4 protein-coding genes are annotated in these 26,991 nt (G+C 74.2%); all 4 read left to right on the forward strand.

The features are described from left to right. Nucleotides 1-5: 5 nt before the first annotated feature. The 4 genes from AC1ROY_RS20670 to AC1ROY_RS20685 are packed head-to-tail and all read left to right on the forward strand — an operon-like array spanning nt 6 to nt 26,986. Nucleotides 6-5,462: an SDR family NAD(P)-dependent oxidoreductase gene (locus AC1ROY_RS20670; RefSeq protein ID WP_493150768.1), complete on the forward strand. Its 5,457-nt coding sequence runs from the start codon at nt 6-8 to the stop codon at nt 5,460-5,462. Next, entirely contained in the window at nt 5,459-13,534 is an 8,076-nt protein-coding gene (locus tag AC1ROY_RS20675; RefSeq protein WP_493150769.1) for an amino acid adenylation domain-containing protein, read from the forward strand. The genes AC1ROY_RS20670 and AC1ROY_RS20675 overlap by 4 nt, the downstream gene beginning before the upstream one ends. Beyond that, the gene (locus tag AC1ROY_RS20680; protein ID WP_493150770.1) at nt 13,527-21,272 is read left to right on the forward strand and encodes an SDR family NAD(P)-dependent oxidoreductase; all 7,746 of its coding nucleotides are present in this window, start codon (nt 13,527-13,529) and stop codon (nt 21,270-21,272) included. The genes AC1ROY_RS20675 and AC1ROY_RS20680 overlap by 8 nt, the downstream gene beginning before the upstream one ends. Further along, nucleotides 21,269-26,986, forward strand: coding sequence for an SDR family NAD(P)-dependent oxidoreductase (locus AC1ROY_RS20685; RefSeq protein ID WP_493150771.1), 5,718 nt, complete (start codon nt 21,269-21,271; stop codon nt 26,984-26,986). The genes AC1ROY_RS20680 and AC1ROY_RS20685 overlap by 4 nt, the downstream gene beginning before the upstream one ends. Nucleotides 26,987-26,991: the final 5 nt, after the last annotated feature.

Here is a 26,991-nt window from a genome sequence, read left to right on the forward strand (position 1 = left end):
CCGCCATGTCCGATGCCACGCCCGACGACGGCAACACGATGGAACGGGCCCTGCGCGCGATCCGCGACCTGCGCGCCAGGGTGGCGAGCCTGGAGCAGGGCCAGGGGGTAGGGCAGGACGATCCCGTCGCCATCATCGGCATGGGGTGCCGCTTCCCTGGAGCCGGGGACCTCCAGGAGTTCTGGAACCTGCTGGTGGAAGGCCGCGATCCGCTCGGCCCCGTTCCGGCCGACAGGTGGGACATCTCTGCGCTCTACAGCCGCGACCCGCAGGCGCCCGGCAAGACGATCACCCGCGATGGCGGGCATCTGCCCGGCCTCGACCGCTTCGACGCCGCCTTCTTCGGAATCAGCCCGCGCGAGGCGCCCTTCATCGATCCCCGCCAGCGGCTCGTGCTGGAGACGGCCTGGGAGGCGATCGAGGATGCCGGCATCCCCACGGACCGGCTCGCGGGCAGCAGAACCTCCGTGATCGTCGGGACCCTGACCAACGACTACAACCAGCTCATCACCGCGGACGACCGCTGGGTCTCCGCCAGCACCGGGACCGGCACGTCCACGAGCATCATCGCCAACCGCGTCTCCTACCTGCTCGATCTCCACGGTCCGAGCCTCACGGTGGACACCGCCTGCTCCGGCTCGCTGATGGCGCTCCACCTCGCCGTGCAGACGCTGCGCAACGGCGAGGCGTCGCTGGCGCTCTGCGGCGGGGTGGCCGTGAACCTCGTGCCGGCGCCCGACATCTGCTTCTCGCGGATGGGCGTGCTGTCGCCGCAGGGCCGCTGCCGGACCTTCGACGCCGCCGCGAGCGGCATGGCACGATCGGAAGGCGCCGGCATGGTCGTGCTGAAGCGGCTGTCCGACGCCCTGGCCGATGGCGACCGCGTCTACGCCGTCATCCGTGGGAGCGCGGTCAACCACGACGGCCGGAGCAACGGCATCGCCGCGCCCAACGGACAGGCCCAGGAAAAGCTGATCCGGGAGGCCTGCGCCAAGGCCGGCATCGAGCCCGGGAGGCTGCACTACGTGGAGGCGCACGGCACCGGGACGGTGCTCGGCGACCGCATCGAGCTGCAGGCCCTCTCCGCCGTCCTGTCCGGCGGGCGCGAGCCGGGGCGGCCGCTGCTGGTCGGCTCCGTGAAGAGCAATATCGGGCACACGGAATCGGCCGCGGGCATCGCCGGCATCATCAAGACCGCGCTGGCTTTGAAGCACCGGCTGCTGCCGGGCAACCTGCATCTGGAGACGCCGCACCCGGCGCTGGCCGAAGCGCCGTTCCCGATGAAGGTGCCCACGAAGGCGGAGCCATTCCCCTTTCCCGGCGAGACGCTCCTCGCGGGCGTCAGCGCCTTCTCCTTCGGCGGCGCCAACGCCCATGTGGTGCTGGAGGAAGCGCCCGCACCGCTTGCGAAGCGTGGGCCGGCGCAGGACGGGCCGCCGCTGGTGCTCCCCCTCTCGGCGGCCTCGCCCGGGGCGCTGCGGGCGCTGGCAAGCGCCTATCTCGCCTATCTGCGCGCGCCTGGCGCGCCAGAGCTCGCGGACATCTGCATGACGGCGGCCCGGCGGCGCCGGCACCATCCGCATCGCCTCGCCGCCGTGGCGCGAACGGCGCCCGAGATGGCTGCCCGGCTGGAAAATCATCTGTCCGGCGGCGACGAGCCCTTCGTCGTCGAGGGCGAAGCGCCGGCCGCCGGCCGTCGGCTGGCCTTCGCCTTCTCCGGCCAGGGCGGCCATTGGCTCGGCATGGGGCGCGATCTCCATGAGAGCGAGCCCGTCTTCCGCGACGTCATCGAGGCGTGCGACCGCATTTTTTCCGAAATGGCCGGCTGGTCGCTGACCGGGGAGCTTCGCGCTTCCCCCGAAGCCTCGCGGCTGGAGGAGATCGACATCGTCCAGCCGGTGATCTTCGCCGTCCAGGCCGCGCTCGCCGCCCTGCTGGCCTCATGGAACCTGCGGCCGGAGGCCGTGCTCGGCCAGAGCATGGGCGAGGTCGCCGCCGCGCAGGCGGCCGGGATTCTCTCTCTCGACGACGCGGCGCGCGTCATCCTGGAGCGGTCCCGCCTGATGCGCACCAGGAGCGGCCAGGGGCTCAATGCCGTCGTCGGCCTGCCGGCGGCGGAGCTGACGGACCGCCTGGCGGGCCGCCTCGACCGGATCGGCGTGGCCGGGACCACCAGCTTCACCTCGACCCTCGTGGCGGGCGACGCGGACGCCCTCCGCGCGCTGATCGGAGAGCTCGAGGCGGAGGGCGTCTTCTGCCGCCTGATCGACAACATCGACGTGCCGGCCCACAGCCCCGTCATGGACGACCTCCGGCCGCAGCTGGTCGCCGCCCTGCGCGGCCTGGCGCCCCAGCCCGCCGGGGCGGCGCGGTTCCTGTCCACGGTCACCCTCCGATACGAAGGCGGCGAAGGGCTCGGCGCGGCCTATTGGGGGCGCAACCTGCGCGAGCCCTTTCGCGTGGCGGAGGCCGCGGCCGCGATGGCGCGGGAGGGCTACGACCTTTTCGTCGAGATCGGCCCCCATCCGGTCATGGTCGGCGCGCTGCGCCAGAACCTCCAGCATGAAGGAGCCGGGGGCATCGCCCTGCCGAGCCTGATCCGTGGGCAGGAGGGCGCCGCCGCGATGCGCCGGCTGGCCGGTGCGGTCTGGGCGCATGGGGGCGCCTTCGACGTCTCGGCGCTCCTGCCGGCCGGCGCGCGCTGCGTGTCGCTGCCGTCCTATCCCTGGCAGCGCGAGCACTTCTGGGTGGACCAGATCGCGGAGGCGACCGGCGGCACGGCGGAAGCGCGGCGGCGCGGCGGCGCCACGCTGCTCGGCGCGCATTTCGCCCCGGCCCGCGGCGGCCTGCACGGTTGGGAGCAGGATATCGACGGGTGGACGCTGCCCTGGCTCGCCGACCACGCCATCCGCGGCGTCCCCGTGCTTCCTGGAGCGGCCTATCTCGAAATGGCCGCCGCGGCGGCGCGGCAGGGGCTCGGCTGGGAGCGCGCGGAGATCGCCGAGGCGCATTTCGACAGGATGCTGCTGCTTCCCGGCGGGCAGCCGCAGCGGCTGCAGGTCCTGCTGTCGCGCATCGCGGACCGTGCCGCGAAGGTGGAGATCCTGAGCCGGCCCGCCGCCGGCGGGGAATGGACGCTGCATGCCCGCGCGCTCGTGCACAGGGATCCCGCGCCATGCGGCGCCCTGCCGGCGGCGCCCGTGCCGCCTCCGGAAGCGGCGGGCGTTGCGGCAACGGATTTCTATGCCCGTTTCGCGGAGGGCGGGCTCGAATACGGCCCGGCCTTCCGGGGCGTGCGCTCGCTGGCCACGCTCGGCCGGACGGTCTGGAGCGAGGTGACGCTGCCGGACGAGGCGGGCCAGCCCGCGGCAGGCGTCCACCTGGCCCTGCTGGACGCCGCCTTCCAGACCGTCGCGGCGGCCGCCGTTGCCGGCGAAGCCGTGCGTCCGGTCTATCTGCCGCGCGCGGTCCGGCGCCTGGTTGTCGCGGCGCCTGCGCCGGGGAGCTGCCGCGTCTGCGCGGTGCTGAAAGCGGACGCCGAGATCGGCGCGCCGGTCATCGAGGCCGATCTGGCCATGTTCGATGGCGATGGCAAAGTCTGCCTGCGCGTCGAGGGCCTGCAGCTCGCGCGCGTCGACGAGATCGGCGCCGCGGAGCCGGCCCTCGAGGACGCGCTCTATGGGCTCGACTGGCAGGGCATGCCGCGGCCGGACGGGGCGGCGGCGGGCGACGGCGCCTGGCTGCTGATCGGCGACGTCGCCGCGGAAACGGAGGCGCTGGCGGAGCAGATCGGGCGGCTGGGCGGCACGGCGCATGTCGCGCACACGGCGGCCGACGGGGTGCGGATGATGGCCGGGATCGGCACCGGCCTTCGCGGCGTCGTCCAGATCGGCGCGCCGGCCCGCGAGGACGTGCCGGCGGCGGTGCGCGCCGGCCTGGTGGAGGGCGCCCTGGCCCTGGTCCAGGCGCTGGTGTCCACGGCGTCGCAGGCCCGGCTCTGGTTCGTCACCCGCGGGGCCGTGGCGGAAGCGCCCACGACGCCGACAGGGTTGAGCGATGCGGCGCTGTGGGGCTTCGGCCGCGTGGTGGCGATCGAGCATCCGGAGATCTGGGGCGGGTTGTGCGACACGGGCGCGGCGCCCGACTGGCATGCCCTCGCGGCGGAGCTCGCGGCGCCGGCCACGGACCGCGAGATCGCCTGGCGCGGCGGACGGCGGCTCGTGGCGCGCCTCGACCGCCTGCCCCGGCCTGAGGTCCGGCCGGAGCCGGTCGGGTTCCGAGCGGATGCGAGCTACCTCGTCACGGGCGGGCTGAGCGGGCTGGGGCTCGCGACCGCGCATTGGATGGCCGAGCGCGGCGCGCGGCGGCTGATCCTCGTGGGCCGCACCCCGCTGCCGGCGCGGCGCATCTGGGCCGGCCTCGACCCGGCCAGCGCCGCGGGCCAGCGCGCCGAGGCCGTCCGCGCGCTCGAGGCCCAGGGTGTCTCGGTTCACCTCGAAAGCTTCGACGTGGCGGATGCGGCACGTCTCGGGGAATTCCTGCGCAGCTATGAGGAGGAAGGCTTCCCGCCGATCCGCGGCGTCGTCCACGCGGCCGGCATCGTGCAGGACGCCCTGCTGCTCCGCATGACCGGGGAGGACGTCGATGCGGTGATGCAGTCCAAGGTCGCCGGCGCCTGGGCGCTGCACGAGGCCACGCGGCACCTGCCGCTCGATTTTTTCGTGCTCTACTCCTCGGCGAGCGCCGTCATGGGCCAGGTCGGCCAGGCGGCCTATGCCGCGGCGAACGGCTTCGAGGACGCGCTCGCGCGGCATCGCCACGCGGCGGGCCTGCCGGCGCTGTCCATCGACTGGGGCCCCTGGGCGGAGATCGGCCTCTTCGCGCGGCTCGGGCTCGCCGGGCGCGCCGGTCTGTCCGGCGTGACGGGCATCACCCCTGGCCAGGGGATGCAGGCGCTCGACCGGCTGCTCGCGCTCGGCGTCCCCCAGGCCATGGTGCTGAACGCGGACTGGGCGCTCCAGCCCGCCTCGCCCCGGCTGGAGCGGCTGCAGACGGCGCTCCGGCCGGCTGCCTCCGGGGAAGGCGGGGAGGCCGATCTCGCCGGGCTGCTGCTGATGGGCGCGTCGCAGCGCAAGGCCGAGCTGTCGAGGGCCGTCGCCGGCATCGTGGCGGCCGTGCTGCGGCTCGATGCGGGCCGGCTCGATCCCATGCGGCCGCTGACCGCCTTCGGCATGGACTCGATCATGGCGGTCGAGATCCGCAACCGCCTCCGGCGCCGGTTCGACGTGCAGCTCACCATGGTCGAACTCTTCACGGGCACCGTCGCGCGGCTGGCAGAAGGCCTCGACCAGGCGCTGGCGCGGGACGATCGGCTCGCCGCGCTGCTCGACGAGATCGAGAGCCTTCCGGCCGACGCGGTGGAAGCATTGCTCGAAATCCCCGAGGGTGCGGCGGGACCATGAATCTCGACGACCGCCTCGCGCGCCTCTCGCCGGAGCGCCGCGCCCTGCTCGCGCGGCGGCTGGGTCAGACCGTGCCGGCGGCCGAAGCGCAGATTCCGCGCCAGCCGCGCGACGGCCGCAGCTTCCCCCTGTCCTTCGCGCAGGAGCGTCTCTGGTTCGAGCACCAGCTCGCCCCGCGCGACCCATCCTACAACGAGACCGTGGCGCTCAGGGTGCGCGGCGCGCTCGACCTCGGCCGGATCGAGCGCGCGATGGCGGAGCTCGTCCGGCGGCACGAGAGCCTCAGGACGGGCATCGCCGAGACGTCGGAGGGCCCGCGCCAGGTCATCGCGGAAGGCTGCGCCGTGCCGCTGGTCCGGCACGATCTCCTGGGCCAGGGCGAGGCGTCGGTGGACGCGGCCATCCGGGCGGAGATCCTCCGGCCCTTCGACCTGGACGCGCCTCCGCTCCTGCGCCTCTCCGCCTATCGGACCGCAGAGGATGCCTGCGTGCTCCTGCTGGTCGCGCATCACATCATCCTGGACGGCTGGTCGGTGGCCGGCCTGTTCCGCCGCATCTTCGCCGATTATCGGCGTCAGGCAGGAGAGGGCGCGGAACGCGACGAGCCGGCAACGCAATACGCGGACTTCGCCGCGTGGGAGCGGAAGCGCCTCGAAAGCGGCGCGCTCGACGGCGAGCTGGCCTTCTGGAAGGAGCAGCTGTCGGAGGCGCCGCCGCCGGCAGCACTTCCCTTCGACAGGCCCCGGCCGCCCCTGCGTGGCCCGGCGGGAGGGCGCGTCGTGCTCCGCTGGGATCCCTCGCTGAGCGAAGCGGTGCGCGCCACGGCGCGGCTGCGGCAGATGACGGTCTTCACGATCCTCGCCGCCGCCTGGGGCCTGCTCCTGGCGCGCTGCGGCGGCGAGGAGGAGGTCGTCTTCTCGGTGCCGAGCACCACGCGCGACCTGCCGGAGCTCGAGGGCGCGGTGGGGCTGTTCATCAACACGCTCGTGCTGCGCCTGAGGGCACCGGCCGGCGCCGAGCTCGGGGATTATCTCCGCGATGTGGGGGAGCGGGCGGCGCAGGCCCAGGCCCACCGGCTCTATCCGCATGACCGGCTGATCGCGCGGCTGCGGGAGGAACGCGGCCTGGCGCCGGCGCCCTTCACCGCCGTGATGTTCGACGTCCAGCGCCTGCCCACGGAGATCGTCCCGGAAGGGCTGGGCGTCGACTATCTCGATCTCGACCCGGGGACGAGCAAGTTCGAGCTCGGCCTGTCCATCAAGGACGACGGCGAGCGGCTCACGGCCACCTTCGAATACGCGGCGGAGCTCTTCGACCGGGCGACCGTCGAGGGCATGGCCGGCGCCTACGAGGCCCTGGTGAGGGGCATGTTGGCGCGGCCGGAGGCGCGCCTGTCGGAGCTCGCGCTGCTGTCGGAGGCCGAGGCGGCGCGGGAATGCGCGGCCGGGGCGGGTCCGCTGCGCGACTTCGGGCCTGCGCGCACCCTCCATGCCGCCTTCGACGAGATCGCGGCCCGCGTGCCCGAGGTCACGGCCGTGACCTCGGGCGAGCGGTCCCTCAGCTACGGCGAACTGGCGCAGGCCGCGAACCGGCTGGCGCACCGGCTGATCCGCCAGGGCGTCCTGCCGGGCGAGCCGGTCGCCATCGCGCTGGACCGCTCGGTGGGGCTGATCGTGGCCATCCTGGGCGTGCTGAAGGCCGGGGCCGCCTATGTGCCGCTCGATCCTGCATGGCCGCCGGCGCGGCAGGCGGGTCTCGTCGCGGAGAGCGGCGCCCGCGTCATCATCGCCGCGGGCGCCGGGGCCTTCGGCGCCATCGTCTGCGACCCGGCCGCGGAAGGCGACGAGCCCTGGACCGCGCCGGCGGTCCCCGGGGGGCCGGACGACCTCGCCTACGTGATCCACACCTCCGGCTCGACGGGACGGCCGCGTGGCGTCGCGATCCGTCATGGCTCGGTGCTGAACCTGTTCCATGCCCTCGGCGAGGCCGTCTATTCGCGCCTGCCCGACCGGCCTCTGCGGGTCGCCGTGAACGGCCCGGCGGCGTTCGACACCTCGGTGAAGCAGATCGTCCAGCTCCTGGCCGGGCACACGCTCGACGTCCTGCCCGATGCCGTGCGCGCCGACCCTGCGGAGCTCGTGCGCTATGTCCGCGAGCGGCGCATCGACGTGCTCGACGCCACGCCGACCCATCTGGGGATGCTGCTGAATGAGGGGCTGGCCGAGCCGGGCAGGGCGGCTCCCCTGGCTGTCCTCGTCGGCGGGGAGGCGATCGATCCCGGCCTCTGGCGCCGCCTCTCCGCCGTGGCCGGCACGCGCTTCTTCAACCTCTACGGCCCCGCCGAATGCACGGTGGACGTGACGGCCGCCGGGATCGAGGGCGAGGAGCCGCATCTCGGCCTGCCGCTGGCCAACCTCCGCACCTATGTCCTCGATCCCGAAGGCCGCCCGGTGCCGCGCGGCATGCCGGGAGAGCTGCATGTGGGCGGGGCCGGCGTCGCGCTCGGCTACCGCGGCGATCCGGGCCTGACCGCGGAGCGCTTCATCGCGCTGCCCTTCGATCCCGGCCCCGTCTACCGCACCGGAGACCGCGTGCGCCGCCGCGCGGACGGCCGGCTTGTCTTCCTCGGCCGCACGGATGAGCAGATCAAGCTCCGCGGATACCGCGTCGAGCCGGGCGAGGTTGCGGCGCTCCTCCGGCAATGCGACGGCGTGACCGACGCTGCGGTGGTGCCGCGGGGCGAGGGCGTGCAGCGGCACCTCGTCGCCTATGCGGCCGTGGCACCCGGGCGCGCGCCGGTGGTGGAGGGGCGGCAGCGGCATCTCCTGCCCAACGGGCTCGCCGTGGTCGGGCTCAACCGCAACGAGACCGATTTCCTCTACGAGGAGATGTTCGAGCGCGACGCCTATCTGCGGCACGGAATCGAGCTGCGCGGCGGCGATCTGGTGTTCGACGTGGGCGCCAACATCGGGCTGTTCTCCCTCTCCGCGCATTTCGCCGCGCCGGGCGTGAAGCTGCACGCCTTCGAGCCGAACCCGGAGGTCTTCGCGCTGCTGAAGACCAACCTCTCGCTGTACGGCGCCGACGCCGTGCTCCATCCGACGGGGCTCTCGCACAGTGCGGGGAGGCAGGATTTCTCCTTCTATCCCGGGTTCTCGATCCTCTCCGGCCTCTATGCGGACCGGGAGGCGGAGAGCGCGGTGGTGCATTCCTTCGTGCGCCGGCACGAGCGCGACGAGGCCGCCTTCGATGCGGCAGGGCTGCAGGAGCTGATCGAGGACCGGCTCAGCCTCCGCTACCTTCCCGTCGAGCTCGACACCCTGTCCGGTGTGATGGCGCGGGCGGGCGTGGCGCGCATCGACCTCCTGAAGATCAACGTGGAGAAGGCCGAGGCCGATGTCCTTGCCGGCATCCACGCGGAGGACTGGCCGAAGATCCGGCAGGTCGCGCTGGAGGTCCACGACGTGGATGGCCGGCTCGACGCCATCCGCCGGCTGCTGGAGGAGCAGGGATTCCTCGTCGCCGTCGATCAGGACTGGCGCCTCGAGGACAGCGCGAGAAGCAATTTCTACGTCTATGCCCGCAGGGGCGAGCGTCCGGGCTCCACGCCCCGGCCCCGGCCCATCCCGGCGATGGTCACGGCCGAGGCCCTGCGCGACGCGCTGATCCGGCAATTGCCGGACCACATGGTGCCGGCCGAGATCGTGCTGCTCGATGCGCTGCCGATGACGTCCAGCGGCAAGCTCGACCGGCGGCGCCTGCCCGAGCCGGCGCGCACGCCGCCGGCGGAGGCGCAGGCCCCGCGCAGCGCGACCGAGGAGCGCGTCGCCGGGGTGTGGCGGGCCGTGCTTGGGCGCGAGGGGATCGGCATCCACGACGACTTCTTCCGCATCGGCGGGCACTCCCTGCTCGCGACGCTGCTCGTGGCGGAGCTGCGCAAGGCGCTGGGCGCCGGCCTGCCGCTGCGGACCCTCTTCGAAGCTCCGACCATCGCGCGGCTCGCGGAACGGATCGACCGTGATGCGAAGCCGGAGGCGGAGGATACCGCGCTCCCGCAGATCGTGCCGGACCCGGCCTCCTGGCACGAGCCTTTCCCGCTGACGCCTATCCAGGAAGCCTACTGGATGGGCCGCAACGCCGCCTTCGAGCTGGGCGAGGCGGCGACGCAGATCTATCTGGAGCTGGAGCAGGCGGGCTGGGACGTGGCGCGCATCGAGGCCGTCTGGAACCGGCTCGTCGCGCGCCACGACATGCTGCGCGCCGTCATCCTCTCCGAGCAGCGGCAGCAGGTGCTGCCGGAGGTGCCGCGCTACGCCATTGCCGTCGAGGATCTGCGCGGCCTGCCCCCGGAGGCCGCCGCGGCGCGTCTCGCGGCCAAGCGCCAGGCCATGACGGGCGAGACGCTGCAGCCCGACCGCTGGCCGCTGTTCCACATCGAGGCGAGCCTGCTCGACGGCGGCAGGGTGCGCCTCCATGTCGGCGTCGATGCGCTGATTGCCGATGCCGCGAGCCTTTTCCTCCTCTTCGACGAATGGCGCCGCGGCTATGAGGGCGGCGAGTTCCGCCCGCCGCTCGCCATCGGCTTCCGCGACTACGTCATGGCCGAGCGCCGGCTGCACGAGGGCGGGTCCTACCGGGCTTCGCGCGACTACTGGCTCGCGCGGCTCGATTCACTGCCGCCCGCGCCCGAGCTGCCGGTCGACCGCTCGCTGGCGGCACGCAGCCGGCCGGGCTTCACGCGCCGGTCGCGCCGCCTTGCCCCCGCGCTATGGGAAGCGCTCAAGGCCCGGGCGGCGCAAGCGGGCCTCACGCCGTCGCTGGTGCTCATCGCGGCCTATGCCGAGATCCTGTCGCGCTGGAGCGGCAGCCGGCACTTCACCCTCAACCTGACCACCTTCAACCGCCTCCCGCTGCATCCGGACGTCGCGGGGCTGATGGGCGACTTCACGACGCTCACCCTGCTGGAGGCGGATCATTCCCGCCCGATGGGCTTCGAGGAGCGTGCACGGGCGCTGCAGGCCCGGCTCTGGGACGATCTGGACCACCGCTTCATCAGCGGCATCGAGGTGCTGCGCGCCCTGGCCCGGAAGCGCCGCAGCGGCACCTCGGCGCTCATGCCGGTCGTGTTCACGAGCGCGCTGGACATCGATCCGGCGGGCCAAAGGACAACTCGCTTCGGCGAGGTGGTGGAGAGCGTCTCCCAGACGCCGCAGGTCTGGCTCGACCACCAGGTGATGGAGTGGAACGGCGAGCTCGTCCTCAACTGGGACGCGGTCGAGGCGATCTTCCCGCCCGGCTTCCTCGACGCCATGGCGGAGGCGCATGGCGGCCTCGTCGAGCGCCTCGCCACCTCGGAGGAGGCCTGGACCGGGCCGCCCAAAAACCTCCTGCCGCCGGCGCAGCTCGACCGCCGCGCGGCGGTCAACGACACCGCCGGCCCTCCGCCGCGGGGCCGGCTGGAGCAGGGCTTCCGCAACCAGGCGCGCATCCGTCCCGACGCCGTGGCGGTGGTGACGAGCGCCGGGTCGGTCACCTATGGCGAGCTCCATGCCCGTGCCGCGGAGATCGCCGGCCTGCTGCAGGCACGCGGGCAGGGCGCGGGCCGGCTGGTCGCCGTGGCCATGCGGAAGGGCTGGGAGCAGATCGCCGCCGTGCTCGGCGTGCTGATGGCGGGCGCCGCCTACCTGCCCGTCGATCCGGACCTGCCGGAGGAGCGCCGGCAGTACCTGCTCCGCCACTGCGATGTCGCCGTCGTCCTGACCCAGTCCGGCATCGCGGCGGAGCTGGCCGTTCCGGCCGGCATCGAGGTGATCGCCGTGGACGCCCTGGCTGGCGATCCCGCCGCCGTCCCTCCCGCGCCGGCGAGCCTCGACGACCTCGCCTATGTGCTGTTCACCTCGGGCTCCACCGGCCGGCCGAAGGGGGTGATGATCGGCCAGCGGGCGATCGCCAACACGATCGGCGACTTCGCCCGGCGCTACGGGCTGGGGCCGGGCGAGCGGACGCTGGCGCTCTCGGCGCTCGGCTTCGACCTCTCGGTCTTCGACATCTTTGCGCCGCTCTCCACGGGCGGCGCCGTCGTCGTGCCCGATGCGGAGCGGCTCCGCGACCCCGCCCACATGGCGCAGATGTGCCGCACGCACCGCGTCACCATCTGGCAATCGGTTCCCGTGCTGATGCAGCTGTTCGTGGAGGCGCTGGAGGCGTCCTCCGGGAGCTGGCCCGCGGACCTCCGCACCGTCATCATGAGCGGCGACTGGATTCCCGTCCCGCTGCCGGACCGCATTCGCGCGCTGGCCGGGCCCATTGCGATCCACGGGCAGGGGGGGGCCACGGAGACCTCCATCAACGCGGTCGTCTATCCGATCGGCGAGGTGGATCCGGCCTGGCGCTCCATTCCCTACGGAAAGCCCTTCGCCAACCAGACCGCGCACATCCTCGACGGGGAGCTGGAGCCAGCGCCGGACTGGGTTCCGGGCGAACTCTACATCGGGGGCATGGGCCTCGCGGAGGGCTACTGGAAGGACCCGGACGCCACGGCGGCGGCCTTCATCACCCATCCGCGCACCGGCGAACGGCTCTACCGCACGGGCGACCACGGGCGCTTCCTCCCGGACGGCAACATCGAGTTCCTCGGCCGGCGCGACAACCAGGTGAAGATCAACGGCTATCGCATCGAGCTCGGCGAGATCGAGGCGGCGCTCCGGCAGCATCCGGAGGTGGCCGAGGCGGTCGTCGCCGCGCCGGCGGATGCCGCGGGCGGGCGGATGCTGGCGGCCTATGTCGTCCGCGCGGAGGAGGCGGGCGCCGATGTCGGCTCCGAGCTCGGCACCGAGGGCGTGCTGCTCGACCCCGTCGCCCGCCTGACCTTCAAGCTCGACCGCAGAGGCCTGCGCGCGTTGCCGGAAGAAGCGGCGGCCGTGCCGCTCGCGTCGCGCGGCTTCGATGAGGCACGCCGGCTCGGCTGGCTCCGCCGGCAGAGCATCCGCCGCTTCGTGCCGGGGGCGGTCACGCTCGCCCAGATCGCCGAGTGGCTCGGGGCGCTGGAGCCGATGCCCGTGCCCGGCGCGCCGCTGCCGAAGATGCGCTATCCCTCCGCGGGCAGCCTCTACCCGGTCCAGCTCTATCTCGCCGTGAAGCCCGGCACCGTGCGGGGCCTCGAGGGCGGGGCCTACTACTACGACCCGGCGGGGCACCGGCTGGTCCGGGTCGGGGCGGAAGGCGACCTTACCCGGCTTTATCCGCGCGCCAATCGCGGCATCGTGGAGGCCGCCACTTTCTCCGTTGTGCTCGTCGGAAAGCGGGCGGCGGTGGAGCCGCTCTATGGCCCGCTCTGGCGGGATTTCTGCCTCCTGGAGGCCGGCCAGATGGGCCAGCTCCTGGCCGATGCCGCGGCGGACGTCTCCCTTGGTCTCTGCGCCCTCGGCCTCATCGACGAGGCCGGGACCCGCGCGGCGCTCGGGCTGGACGAGGGGCATGCCGTGCTCCACAGCCTCGCCGGCGGCGCCGTGAGCGCCGCGCAGATGGAAGGCTGGGCGCCGGAGGAGGCGCCGCAGCACGGCGCCGGCCCGGAGGCGCTGCGCGCCTGGCTGGCGCGCAAGCTGCCGGACTACATGGTCCCCCGCGCCTTCGTCTTCCTCGACCGGCTGCCGCAGAACGCCAACGGCAAGATCGACCGCGCGGCGCTGCCGCCGCCGGAGGCGAGGCGCCCGGCCGATGCGGGCGGGCCGCCCTCCGGCGGGGTCGAGACGGCCATCGCCGCCGCGCTCGCTTCCGTGCTGCAGCAGGACGCGCCGGGGACCGAGGCCAACTTCTTCGACCTCGGCGCCAACTCGGTGCATCTCGTGCAACTGCACCGGCGGCTCCAGGCCGATCTCGGTCGCGCCTTCCCGCTGGTCGACCTCTTCCAGAACCCGTCGATCCGCCAGCTGGCCTCTCATCTCGCCGGCGAAGGCGAGGGCCACGACGCGGAGGACGTCCTCGCCCGCGCGGAACGCGCGCGCGCCGGGCGCAGCCGCCGCCTGGCCCGGCGCCGCGCCGGCCTGCAGGAGACGGACGCAGGCCATGAGTGACGCGCCCCAGGATGGCATCGCCATCGTCGGCATGAGCGGGCGCTTCCCCGGAAGCCCGGACATCGGGACGTTTTGGCAGGCCCTGCTCGATGGCCGGGAGGGCATCGCCCGCTTCACCGAGGCCGAGCTGCTGGCGGCCGGCATCCCCGCCGAGGTGCTGCGCCAGCCGAACTACGTGCGGGCCGGCGCCTGCCTCGACGGGGCCGACCTGTTCGACGCCGCGTTCTTCGGCATCAGCCCGCGCGAGGCGGAGCTGATGGATCCGCAGCAGCGCCTCTTCCTGGAGCACGCCTGGCTCGCGCTGGAGGATGCCGGCGTGGTGCCGGAGCGGTTCCCCGGCCAGATCGCCGTCTTCGGTGGCGCCAGCTTCAGCACCTACGGCCTGCTCAACCTGCACGGGGACCTGGGCTCCTCCAGCGCGCTGGAGACGGTGCTCGGCAACGACAAGGACTATCTGGCGACGCGCGTCTCCTACAAGCTCGGCCTGCGCGGCCCGAGCATCGGCGTGCAGACCGCCTGCTCGACCTCGCTGACGGCGGTGGCGCTCGCCTGCGACAGCCTGCTCAACCTCCAGGCCGACGTCGCGCTGGCCGGCGGGGTCACCGTCAAGCTGCCGCTCAAGGCCGGCTACCTCTACGAGGAAGGCAGCATCGCCTCGCCGGACGGGCACTGCCGCACCTTCGACGCCCGGGCGCAGGGCACGGTCTTCGGCAGCGGCGTCGGCGTGGTGGCGCTCAAGCGCCTGGAGGACGCGCTGGCGGAGGGCGACACGATCCACGCGGTGATCCGCGGCTGGAGCGTGAACAATGACGGCGCCCGCAAGGTGGGCTTCACCGCGCCCAGCGTGGAGGGCCAGGCCCGCGTGATCGCCGCGGCGCTTGCGCAGGCGGGCGTGGCGCCGGAGACCATCGGCTATGTCGAGGCGCATGGGACCGCGACGCCGATCGGCGATCCGATCGAGGTGCGGGCGCTGACGCAGGCCTATGGCGCGTCGGCCGGACGGGCGCGCCCCTGCGGCATCGGCTCGGTCAAGACCAATGTGGGGCATCTGGAATCCGCGGCGGGCGTGACCGGGCTCATCAAGGTGGTGCTGGCGGTGAAGCACGGCGTGATCCCGCCGAGCCTGCATTTCGAGGCGCCGAACCCGGAGATCGACTTCGCGCGCACGCCGTTCCGCGTCGTCACCGAGCGGACGGAATGGGCCCCGGAGGGCGCGCCGCGGCGGGCGGGGCTCAACTCCTTCGGCATGGGCGGCACCAACGTCCATGTGATCGTGGAGGAGCCGCCGGCGCGCCCGGTGCGGCCGCAGGCGGGCGCGGAACGGCCGGTCCATCTCGTGCCGCTCTCGGCGCGCAGCGAGGCAGGCCTGCGCGAGGCGGCCCTGCGCCTTGCCGACCGCCTGGCCGCCGCACCCGGCCTTTCCCCCGGGGACGTGGCCCATACGATGGCGGGCCGGAAGCATTTCCCCATGCGGCTCGCGGTCCAGGGCCGCGGCACGGCCGGGATCGAGGCGGCGCTCAGGGCCTTCGCCGAAGGGCGCGATCCGGAGGCCGTGCAGGGCGAGGCGAAGGCGGCTCCGGACATCGCCTTCCTGTTCACCGGGCAGGGCGCGCAATACGCCGGCATGGCCGCCGAGCTCCATGCGACGTCGCCGGCCTTCCGCGCGACGCTCGACCGCTGCAGCCGGCTGCTAGAGCCGCATCTCGGCCGGCCGCTCCTCGACGTGCTGTTCCCGGCCGGCGGCGACGAAGGGCTGATCGACGAGACCGTCCATGCGCAACCGGCCCTGTTCAGCGTCTCCTACGCGCTCGCCGAGCTCTGGCGGTCCTGGGGCGTCGCGCCGAGGATGCTGATCGGCCACAGCCTCGGCGAATACGCCGCGGCGGCCGTCGCCGGGGTGTTTTCGCTGGAGGATGGGCTCGCCCTGGTCGCGGCGCGCGGCCGGCTCATGCAGGCCCTGCCGCGCGACGGCGTGATGATGACCGTCTTCGCCGGCGAGGCGGCGGTGCGCGAGGCGCTCGCGCCCCATGCCGCCTCGGTGTCCGTCGCCGCCGTCAACGGGCCCGCGAGCACGGTCGTCTCCGGCGCGCGCGCGGCCGTCGAGGCGATGGCCGCGGCTTTCGGGGCGCGCGGCTTGAAGGTGCGGCCTCTCACGACGTCGCGAGCCTTCCACTCCCCGTTGATGCAGCCGATGCTGGCCGCCTTCCGGGCCGTGGCGGAGCAGGTCCGCTACCGCGTGCCCGAGCTGCCGGTCCTCTCGAACGTCACCGGCCGGCTGGAGCGCGAGAGGCTCGCCGGGGCGGACTACTGGTGCGAGCACGTCATGGCCCCGGTCCGGTTCATGGACGGCATCCGCGCCGCCGTCGGGGCGGGCGTGCGGAGCTTCGTCGAGATGGGGCCGCGCCCGGTGCTCTGCGCGCTCGGCCGCGAGGCGGTGGAGGAGGCCGGCGGGCTCGAATGGCTGCCGAGCCTGGCGCGGGCAGGGCAGGACTGGGCGACGCTCGCCGGCAGCCTGGGCCGCCTCTACGTCGCCGGCGCGCCCATCGACTGGTCCGCCTTCGACAAGGGGTGCGGCCACGCCCGCGTGGCGCTGCCGGGCTATGCCTTCCAGCGGCGGCGCTTCTGGACGGCGCCTGCGCCGGGTGGCGGCGCCACGGGCCCCGCGCGCGGCGTGGGGACCGGCGCGGGCCATCCGCTGCTCGGCCATCCGCTGCTTGGGCAGAGGCTGCGCCAGGCGGGCACGGCCGACATCCGCTACGAGGCGGAGATCGCCGCGCGCAGCCCCGCCTGGCTGGACGATCACCGCGTGTTCGACGCGGCGGTGCTGCCCGCCGCGGCCTATCTGGAGATGGCGCTGGCCGGCGGCGCGCGGCTTCTGGCGACCGAGCTGCTGACGCTCGAAGGCGTCCGGTTCCGGCAGGCCCTGACCCTTCCGGAAGGGGAGCGCCGCATCGTCCAGACGGTGTTCTCGCCCCAGGGGCCGCGGGAATTCGGGTTCCGGATGTTCAGCGGCGACGAGGCCGGCGAGGCGTGGACGCTGCACTGCGACGGCACGGTGAAGGCCGCGCCCGCCGGGGACACCCCGGGGGAGAGCCTCGAAGTGGCGCGCGCGCGCTGCGACGGGCCGGTGCAGGCGGAGGCCGTCTATGCCTCCTACCTCGCCCGCGGCCTCGGCTACGGTCCTGCCTTCCGGGGCATCCGCGCGCTGTCGGCCGGCCCCGGCGAGACGCTCGCCCATATCGTGCTGCCGGAGCCGGCGCGCGACGGGGAGGCCTACCGGCTGCATCCCGCGCTGGCCGATGCCTGCTTCCAGGCGCTGGGCGCCGCCTTCGGCGCCCGCGACGACCGCGACACCTTCCTGCCCGTGACGCTCGACCGGCTGACCCTCCATGCGCCGGTGCCGGCGGCGGTGTCGTGCCACGCCCGGCTGCTCGGCGACGCGGCGCATCCCGGCGATCAGGCCTCCACCCTGTGCCTCTTCGACGAGGGGGGGCGGCTGGTGGCGGAGATGGCCGGCCTCCAGTCCCGCCGCGTGACGCGCGAGGTGGTGCTGCAGGCCGATGCGCTCGACAACTGGCTCTACGAGACCGGGTGGGAAGCGGCGCCGCCGCTGCCCGCGGCGGGGGGGCAGGCCCCCGGCGCCTGGGCCGTGCTGGGCGACGGCGGCGCGTTCGACCGCGCGCTCGCCGAGGCGATCGCCGCCCGTGGCGGCTCCGCCGTCCTGCTCACCGGCGCCAGGGATCTGGCGGCGGCAGGCCCGTTTTCCGGCGTCGCCGACCTGCGCGCCCTGCCGCAGCCCGACAGCGATGCGCCCGTTGCGGCGGAGCGGGCTGCCGCCGGTCTGCTGGAGCTGGCGCAGGCCCTGGCGGAGGCGGATCCCGGCCACCGCATGGCCCTGGCGCTCGTCACCCGCGGCGCGCAGCCGGTCCTGCCGGAGGAGGGCGTGGCGGACCTCGCCGGGGCCGCCTCATGGGGCCTGATGCGGACGATCTGGCACGAATTCCCCGGCATGCCCTGCCTCTCCCTCGACCTCGACCCCGCGGGGACCGCCGATGCCGGGACGGTCGCCGCGGAGCTCTGCGCCATCGGCGGCGAGCAGCAGGTGGCCCTGCGCGGCGGCGGGCGTTTCGTGGCGCGGCTGCGCCGCCACGAGGAGAGCGAGGCCGACAGGAGCCGCCTCGAGCTGCCGGCCACGCCCTACCGCATCGAGAGGTCGCCGGATGCCGGCCTCGACCGGCTGGAGATCCTGCCGCTGGAGCGGCGCCGGCCCGAGCCCGGCGAGGTCGAGCTGGAAGTCGTGGGCATGGGGCTCAACTTCCGCGACGTGCTCAGCGCCATGGGCCTCTACCCCGGCGATGCGGGGCCGTTCGGCGGCGAATGCTCGGGCCGCGTCGTGCGGGTCGGTCCGGACCTCGCCGGCCTTGCCGTGGGCGACGAGGTGGTGGCGCTCCACCACGGGCTCTTCGCCAGCCATGTCACGCTTCCGGCCGCCGTGGTGTTCCGCAAGCCGGCCGGGATGCCGCTCGTGCACGCCGCGGGCCTGCCGATCGTCTACCTCACCGCCTGGTACGGGCTGAGCCACCTGGCCCGCATCAAGGCCGGCGACAGGGTCCTCATCCATTCCGCCACCGGCGGCGTCGGCATCGCCGCGATCCGCATCGCGCAGATGGCGGGGGCGGAAATCCTCGCGACGGCAAGCCCGCACAAGCACGCGCTGCTGCGGGAGATGGGCATCCGCCACGTGATGAACTCGCGCAGGATCGACTTCGCCGGGGAGGTGATGGCCGCGACCGGCGGGCAGGGCGTGGATATCGTCCTCAACAGCCTGGGTGGCGAGGCGATCCCGGCGGGCCTGTCCGTCGTGAGGCCGGGCGGCTTCTTCGTCGAGATCGGCAAGCGCGACATCTGGAGCGCCGGGCAGGCCAGGGAGGAACGGCCCGACATCGGCTACGCGATCGTCGACTTCGACGAGACGGCGACGCAGGAGCCCGAGCTGGTCCGCCGGCTCCTGGGCGAGGCGCTGGCGCTGATCGGTGAGGGCCGGCTCGGGCTGCCCCTGACGACCGCCTATCCCGCGGCGCAGGCGCTCGACGCCATGCGGCTGATGCAGAAGGCGAACCATGTCGGCAAGCTGGTGCTCGCGGCGCCGGAGCCCGGCGGGACGGGCGCCGCGATCCGTTCCGACGCCGCCTATCTCGTCACGGGCGCCTTCGGCGGGATCGGCCGGCTCGTCTCGCGCTGGCTCGTGGAGCACGGCGCCCGCCATCTCGTGCTGGCCGGCCGCACGCCGCCGGGCGGGGAGGCCGAGGCCGCTGTCGCGGCCCTGCGCGGCATGGGCGCCGAGGTGGCAGTCTTCTCCGTCGATGTCGGCGACCGGGCCGCGGTGGACCGGATGATCGCGGCGATCGACGCGGGGCCGGCCCCGCTGCGCGGCATCGTCCACGCCGCCGGGGTGCTGGACGACGGCATCCTGACCGCGCTCGACCGCTCCCGCATCGCTTCGGTCTTCGCCGGCAAGGTCCACGGCGCCTGGCACCTGCACGAGGCGACCCGCGCGCGCGACATCGACCTCTTCGTCATGTTCTCCTCGCTCGGCTCGCTGCTCGGCGCGCCGGGCCAGGCGAACTATGCCGCCGCCAACGCCTTCCTCGACGGGCTGGCGCATCGCCGCCGGGCGCTCGGCCTCCGGGCGCTGGCCGTCAACTGGGGCGGCTGGTCGGAGACGGGCATGGCCGCCGGCAGGGCCGTCGCGGCGCAGCTCTCCCACGGCGGCGCCATCCCGCCCGAGACGGGGCTTCGCATCCTGGGCCGGCTGATGCGCGAGAGCGCCCCGGAAGTCGCCGTCGTGCCCTTCGCATGGCCGCTCTATTTCGAGGGGCTGCCGCGCCGGCTCTCGCTGCTGGCGGAGGTGGAGCGGGACCTCGCCCGCCAGGCGGCGGACGCCGAGAAGCTCGCGGATCTGCGGGCCACCCTGCGCTCCGCCGAGGCGGCGGTCCGCGAAGCGAGCGTGCTGTCCTACCTGCACGGCGTGGTCGCCCGCCTCCTGAGGCTCGAGCCGGGCGAGGCCATCCTGGTGGACCAGCCGCTGGCCGAGCTGGGCCTTGATTCGCTGGTCGGCATCCAGCTCAGGAACCGCATCCGGACGGAGCTCGACATCGACCTGCCGGCGGCCGAGCTGATCGAGGCCGGAAGCCTCGGCCAGATCGCGGCGGTGATCGGCGCGAAGCTGGCGCCCGGCGGCGGGCAGGCCGTCCCGCGCATCGTTCCGCTGGGGCGCGCGGAGGCTCCCCTGTCCTTCGCGCAGCAGAGGCTGTGGTTCCTGACCCAGGCCGATCCCCATTCGGCCTTCTACACGGTGACCTTCTCGCTCTTCCTCGAAGGGCGCCTCGATCCCGCCGTGTTCGAGGCCGCCTTCCGGGCGATCGCGGCCCGGCATGGCGCGCTGCGCACCAGCATCCATCCTGGCGCGGCCGGGGCCGAGCCGGTGCAGCGGGTCGCCGAGGCGGTGGAGCTGCCCATCGAGCTCATCGACCTGTCCGGCCTCGATGGCGCGGAGCACGCCGCCGAGGCCGGGCGGCTGGCGGGCCGCGAGGCGGCGCGGGTCTTCGATCCCGCCCATGGCCCGCTGGTCCGGGTGACGCTGCTCCGGCTGGGCGAGGAGCTGCACCGCGCCATCGTCGCCATGCATCACGTGATCGTCGACGGATGGTCGGTGGTGGTGCTCGTGCAGGAGTTCGGCGCCCTCTACAGGGCCATGGGGGCGGGGCGTGTCGCGGAGCTGCCGGCGCTGCCGGTGCAGTACGCCGACTTCGCGGTGTGGCAGCGCGACTGGCTCGCCGGTCCGCGCCTCGGCGCCGAGCTGGCCTACTGGAAAGAAAAGCTCGCCGGCCCTCCGCCGGCGCTCGAGCTTCCCACCGACCGGCCGCGCGCGGCCACGGCCCGGCACCGGGGCGGGTCCTTCAACGTGCTGCTCCCGCGGGAGCTGGCGGAGGGGCTCAAGGCGCTGGGACACTCCCTCGGCACCGGCCTGTTCGCCGTGCTGCTGGGCGGCTTCCAGATCCTGCTGCACCGGCTCACCGGCGCCGACGACGTCAGCGTCGGCTCGCTGGTCGCCAACCGCGACCGGCCCGAGATCGAGGGGCTGATCGGCTTCTTCGCCAACATGGTGGTGTTCCGCAGCGACCTCTCCGGCGATCCCTCCGTCCGCGACGGCCTGGCGCGCGTGGCGGCCACGGTGCGCGATGGCCTCGCCCATCAGGACGTCCCGTTCGACCGCCTCGTCGAGGAGCTCAATCCTCCGCGCGCGCCGGGCCGCAACCCGCTCTGCGACATCATCCTCGTGCTGCAGCGCGCCGTGCCCGCCGCCGACCTCGACGCGGACGGGCTCCGCATCGCCCCCCTCTGGGACTTCGACAACGGCACCGTCCGCTTCGACCTCGAGGTGCATGTCTGGGAGCTGGAGCAGGGCCTGTCGACGTCCTTCATCTACGACGCCGACCTGTTCGACCGCGCCACGATCGAGCAGATCCAGAAGCAGTTCGCCCATCTGCTCCAGGAGATGATCGACGCTCCCGGCACGCCGATCTCGCGCCTGGCCCTGCCGGGCGACGCCGCGTCCGCGCCCGCCTGGTCCGCGGATCTTGCCGCGGCGCTCAGCAGCGTCGAGAACCTCAGCGACGAGGAGGTCGAGGCGCTGCTGCGCGGGATGGGCGAGGCGGAGGCCGACCGCATCCCATGAGCACCGCGGGCCCCGCCACCGAGCTCTCCGCCGCGCAGAAGCGCGCGCTGCTGGCGCGGCTGCTGGTCCAGGGGCAAGGGCGAGGGCAGGGGCGCGCGGAGGATTTCCTCGATCTGTTCGGGCGGCAGGTGCGGCAGGCGCCCGGCCATCCCGCGATCGAGGCCGGGGCGACGGTGCTGACCTATGCCGCGCTCGATGCCGAGGCCGCCCGCTGGGCGGCGGAGCTTTCCGCCCGGGGCGTGGCCGAGGGCGCGCGCGTCGGCCTGGCGCTGGAGCGCGGCGCGGCGCAGGCGGCGGCGCTGATCGGCATCCTCAGGGCCGGCGCCGTCTGCTGCCCGCTGGAACCGGATGACGCCCCGCTGCGCCTCGCGCGCATGCGGGCCGGGCTCGACGCCGTGATCGGCCGGAACGGGATCGAGACCCTGCATGGCGGCGCCCCGGCAGAGGGCGCGCCGCCGCCGGCCGCCATCCTGTGGCCCGATGCGCGGCCCGTGGCGATGCCGCGGCAGGCGATGGCGGAGCGCCTCGCCTGGCTCGCCGGCGCATGGCCGCTCACGGCGGCGGACGCCGTCCTGTCCGACCGGAGCCTGCACGATGCCGGCTTCGTGGCCTTCCTGCTCCACCCGCTGGCCTGCGGGGCGACGGCCGTCATGACCCCGCGCCCCGGGCTGACGCCGCCGCCGGGCGCTTTCTGGTCGCTGCCCGAGGCCGGCGGAGCCATCCTGCTGCAGCCGGACGACGGCGGCCTGACCCTCCTCGGCATCGACCTGCGCCTTCTCGACGCCCAGGGCCGCCCCGTGCCGCCCGGGGCGGTGGGAGAGGCTCATCTGCTCCCCGGCGGAACGGCTTCCCCGGTCGCGACGGGCGAGCGGATGCGGCGACGGGCCGATGGTCGGTTGGAGTTCCGGCCGGGCGGGCGGCGGATGGCCGGGCGGGGCGGCCTGCGGATCGGCCTGCGGGCCATCGAGGCCGCCCTGTCGGACCTGCCCGGCGTGGATCGCTGCCGGGTGGTCCCGCGCCGGGACGTCGAGGGGAAGGAGCGGCTGGTCGCCTATGCGGTCGCCCTCGGCGAGCCCGATCCGGCGGCCTGGCGGGCCTTTGCCGATGCGCGCCTCGCCCCCTGGCAGCGCCCGGACGACTGGGTCGCCGTGTCGAACCTGGCCTTCACCGGGGCCGGGGAGGTGGACGAGGCGGCGCTGCTCGCCGTCCCGCTCGTCGACGCCCTTGCGGCGCGGGAATGGGAGGCTGCGCTCGCCGGCCCTGCCGGTGCGCGCGAAGCTGCGGTGCTGGAACAGACGGCGGCGGCGCAGGACATGGCGGCGTCCGTCCTGCTGCCGCCGCTTCCGATGTCCAGACCGGCCGATCCACCGCCGGACAGGGTGCAGCCTCCGGACGGCCCGCCGGCCTTCGCCGATGGCGGGCCGCTCGACCTCCCGGAGGACGCGCCGCGGACGCTGACCGACGCGCTCCTGCGGACCGCGGCGCGCCACCCGGCCAAAGGCATCACCTTCGCGGCCACCGGCGGCGGCGCGCCGGAGACGCTGACCCATGCGGCCCTGCTGGCGGAGGCGCTGCGGATCGCCGGCGGGCTGGCCGCGGCAGGGCTGAAGCCGGGCGACGCCGCGATCCTACAGATCCCGCAGCTGCGCCGCCATCTGCCCGCCTTCTGGGGCTGCGTGCTGGCCGGGCTGCGGCCGGTCACCATTGCCGTCAGCACCACCTTCGCCGGGCGGACCGCGCTTGTCTCCAAGCTGCTCAATGCCTGGGAGCTGCTGGAGCGCCCCGTGGTGCTCGCGCCGCAGGCGCTGCACGGCGACCTGGCGGGGCTGGAGCGCTTCGCCGCCGCGCCGCTCGCCGTGCTGGACCTCGAAGGCCTGGCGGCCCATGTCCCGGCGGCCCATGTCCCGGCGACGCAGGTCCATGCCGCGCGTCCCGAGGATGTGCTGTTCCTGCAGCTCAGCTCCGGCAGCACAGGCCTTCCGAAGTGCATCCAGATCACCCATCGCGGCGTCGTGGCGCATATCCATGGCTCGGTCCGGGCGGTCGGGTATGACGGGCGGGACGTTTCGCTCAACTGGCTGCCCATGGACCATGTGGTGCCGATGCTGACCTGGCATCTGCGCGACGTGTATCTCGGCTGCGACCAGGTCCAGGCGGCGCCCGGCGATGTGCTCGCCGACCCGCTCCTCTGGTTCGACCTGATCGAGCGCCACGGCGTCACGCGGGGCTGGTCGCCCAATTTCGGCTTCAAGCTCGCGGCGGACGCCGTGAAGCGCGCGGGGGGGCGCCGCTGGGACCTGGGCTCGCTGAAGAGCCTCATGAACGCGGGAGAGCAGGTGACGCTCGCGGTCAGCCGGGAGTTCCTCGGCGCCACCGCTCGCTTCGGCGTGACGCCGGAGGTCCTGCAGCCGGCCTTCGGCATGGCCGAGGCCTGCACCTGCATGACCTACGAGACCGGCTTCGACCCCGAAGGCTCGGTCATCCGGGTCGCCAAGGGCTCGCTGGGCGGCCGGCTCCGCTCCGCGGCCGCCGGGGATCCGGAGGCGGTGGACTTCGTGCGGCTCGGGGCGCCGGTGCCCGGCGTCGCCATCCGCATCGCCGACGAGCACGGCCGCCAGCTCCCGGAGGACGTGATCGGCCGCTTCCAGATCCGGGGCGACGTCATCACGCCAGGATATCTGAACAATCCCGCCGCCGACCGCGACGCCTTCGTGGGCGGCGGCTGGTTCAACAGCGGCGATCTCGGCTTCATGCGTGACGGCCGGCTGGTCCTCACCGGTCGCGAGAAGGAGATGATCGTCGTCCACGGCGCCAACTTCTACTGCCACGAGATCGAGGACGTGGTGAATGCGGTGGAAGGTGTGCGCGCGACCTTCTCCGCCGCCTGCTCCGTCGCCGACCCGGAGACGGGAAGCGAGGCGCTAGCCGTCTTCTTCGTGCCGCGCGACGGCGCCGATCCCGCCGCCGTCGCCGAGGCCGTCCGCGCCGACGTGGCCTCGCGCGCCGGCCTTGCCCCCGCCCATGTGGTGCCGCTCTCCGAGCCTGCCTTCCCCAAGACGACGAGCGGCAAGATCCAGCGGACGCGCCTGCGGGACGACCTGCTGGCGCGGCTGGAGGCCCGGGCGGCGTCCCGCGCCGTGCCCGCCTGGTTCCACCGCGAGATCTGGGTCCCGGCGCGGCTGGAGCCGCCCGAGATCCTGCCGCGTGCCGTGCTCGTCCTCGGCGGCGCCGATGGGGCGGCGTCCGCGCTGCGGAACCTGCTTTCGGCCTCGGGCGTGCCCAGCCTCCTCGCCGCGCCCGGAGAGGCGCTGCCTGCCGCCGACGTGGTGGCCGATCTTCGCTGGCTCGGCTTCTCGCCGCAGGGCGAAACGCCGGAGGCCCTGGGCACGCGCGCGGCGGCGACCTTCGGCCCGGTGCTGGAGCTCGTCCAGGCGCTCGGAGCGGCAGGGCGGCCCGTCCGCCTGACGGTGGCGACGCGGGGCGGGCTCCCCGGCGGTGAGCTCTCCGACCCGGTCGCGGCCGGCCTGCGCGGCCTGCTGCGGACGGCGGAGCTGGAGTGGCCGGACCTCGCGGCGCGGCACATCGACCTCGGCGATCTCGAGCCGGAAGCCGCCCTCCGGCGGATGGCGGAAGAGATCCTGCGCGACGACGGCGAGCGGGAGGCGGCCTGGCGCCGGGATGGCCGGCGGCTCGTGCCGCGCCTGGAGGCCGTCGATCCCGCCGCCGCGAAAGGCGAGGCCGTGCCCCTGCGCCGCGGCGGCCGGTACCTGGTCACGGGCGGGCAGGGCGCCCTCGGCCGCGCGGTCGTCCGCCATCTCGCCGAACGTTGCGCGGCGAGGATCCTCATCGTCGGCCGCGGCGAAGGCGCCGGCGGCGCGGGGATCCTGCACCGCCGTGCCGACGTCGCCGACGAAGCCGCCATGGCGGCCGCGATGTCCGAGGCGGAAGCCACCTTCGGCGGGCCGCTCGAAGGGGCCTTCCATCTGGCCGGCATCGGTTCCGCCCTCCCGCTGGCCGAGGAGACCCCCGAAGGCCTCCTCGCCGCGTTCCGCCCGAAGGCGGTGGGCGGCGCCGTCCTGCAACGGCTCATGGCCGGACGGCCCAACGCCTTCATCGTCAACTGGTCGTCGGTCAACGCGATGTTCGGCGCCACGGCGGCCGGCGCCTATGCCGCCGGCAACGCCGCACTGGAGGGGGTGAGCGGCCCGGTCCGCATGCTCACCCTGCACTGGAGCCGCTGGCAGGATCTCGGCATGAGCGCCGCCATGGGGCACGGCGAATTCGCGGCCGCCCGGGGCTATCGCGCCCTGCCGCCCGCCCAGGCGCTGGCCAGCCTCGACGGCGCCCTGGCGGCCGGCCTGCCGTCGCTGGCGATCGGGCTGGACGGCGCCAACCCGCGGATCCGGGCGCGCCTCGGCACGCCGCCGGCCGGGCTCATGCAGCTCGCGGGCTTCGTGGCGCCGCGCGGCGGCGGGGAGCCTGGCCGCCCGATCCTCGACCGCTTCGGCACCGAGGTGCCGTGCCGTGTGAGCGTTCTCGAGGCCTTGCCCCGCGTCGCCGACGGCGCCGTGGACCGGGACATCCTGGCGGGCTCGGCAGGCCGGGAGGAGGGGATGGCGGATGAGGTGGGAGAGCTTCTGGCGGCGATCTGGCGAGAGCTGCTCCACCGGCCCCATCTGCGGCCCTCCGACAATTTCTTCGCCGTGGGCGGACATTCCCTGCTCGCGGCGCGCCTGGTGCATCGCGTGCGGGAAGCCTTCGGCGTCGAGCTCTCCTTGCCCGCGCTGTTCGAGGCGCCCACGCTCGCCGCCATGGCCCGCTGGATCGGACGGCAGGCGCTGCGCGGGGAGGGGCTTCCCCCGCTTCCCGACTGCCTCGTGCCGATCCAGGCCGAAGGATCACGCCCGCCGCTGTTCTGCGTCCATCCCGCCGGCGGCAGCCCCTGGTGCTACCTCCACCTGGCGGGAAGCCTCGGCCGGGACCAGCCGTTCTACGGCTTCCAGGCTCCAGGCCTGCTCGGCGAGCGCGACCCGGTCCGCTCGGTGGAGGAGCTGGCCCGCCTCTATGTCGAGGCGATGCGCTCCTGCCAGCCCGCGGGCCCCTATCGCATCGGCGCCTGGTCCTCGGGCGGGCCGGTGGCGTTCGAGATGGCGCGGCTCGTCGAGGAAGCCGGGGAGAGCGTGGCCCTGCTCGCCTTCTTCGACTGCGCGGCGATGGAGAGCGACAACTTCATCCGCTCGCGCAATCCCTGGAACCATGCCAGGGGGCTGTGGCGCATCGGCACCTATGTCAGCCAGGTGCGCATGCCGCGCTCCTACCGGGAGCTCGTGATGCTCGCGCGGCTGATCGGCATCAGCCTGCCGGCGGAGATGCGGGATCTCAGGCTCGGGCTCGATTTCTGGAGGAACGTCGCCCGCTCCCTGCGCATGTTCAACCTCAACACGGTGATGGGCTACCGCTACCGGCCGGGGACGATCGGCGCCAAGGCCGTGCTGTTCCGGGCGGGATCGCGGCTCGGCGCCGACGATCCGCTGGAGAGCGAGCTCAGCCGCCACGTCACGCCGCCGCCGCTCCGGATCGATCTCGATGGGAACCACATGTCGATCATGCTGGATCCGGAAGGCGCCCGCGCCCTGGCGACGCGGCTGAGGCCCTGCCTCGACACGGCCATGGAGGCGGGAAAAGCTGGAAGCCCGGCCGCGAAGGCGGCATGAAGGGC

It is taken from the genome of Roseococcus sp. GW821-FHT12F05, assembly GCF_058806835.1.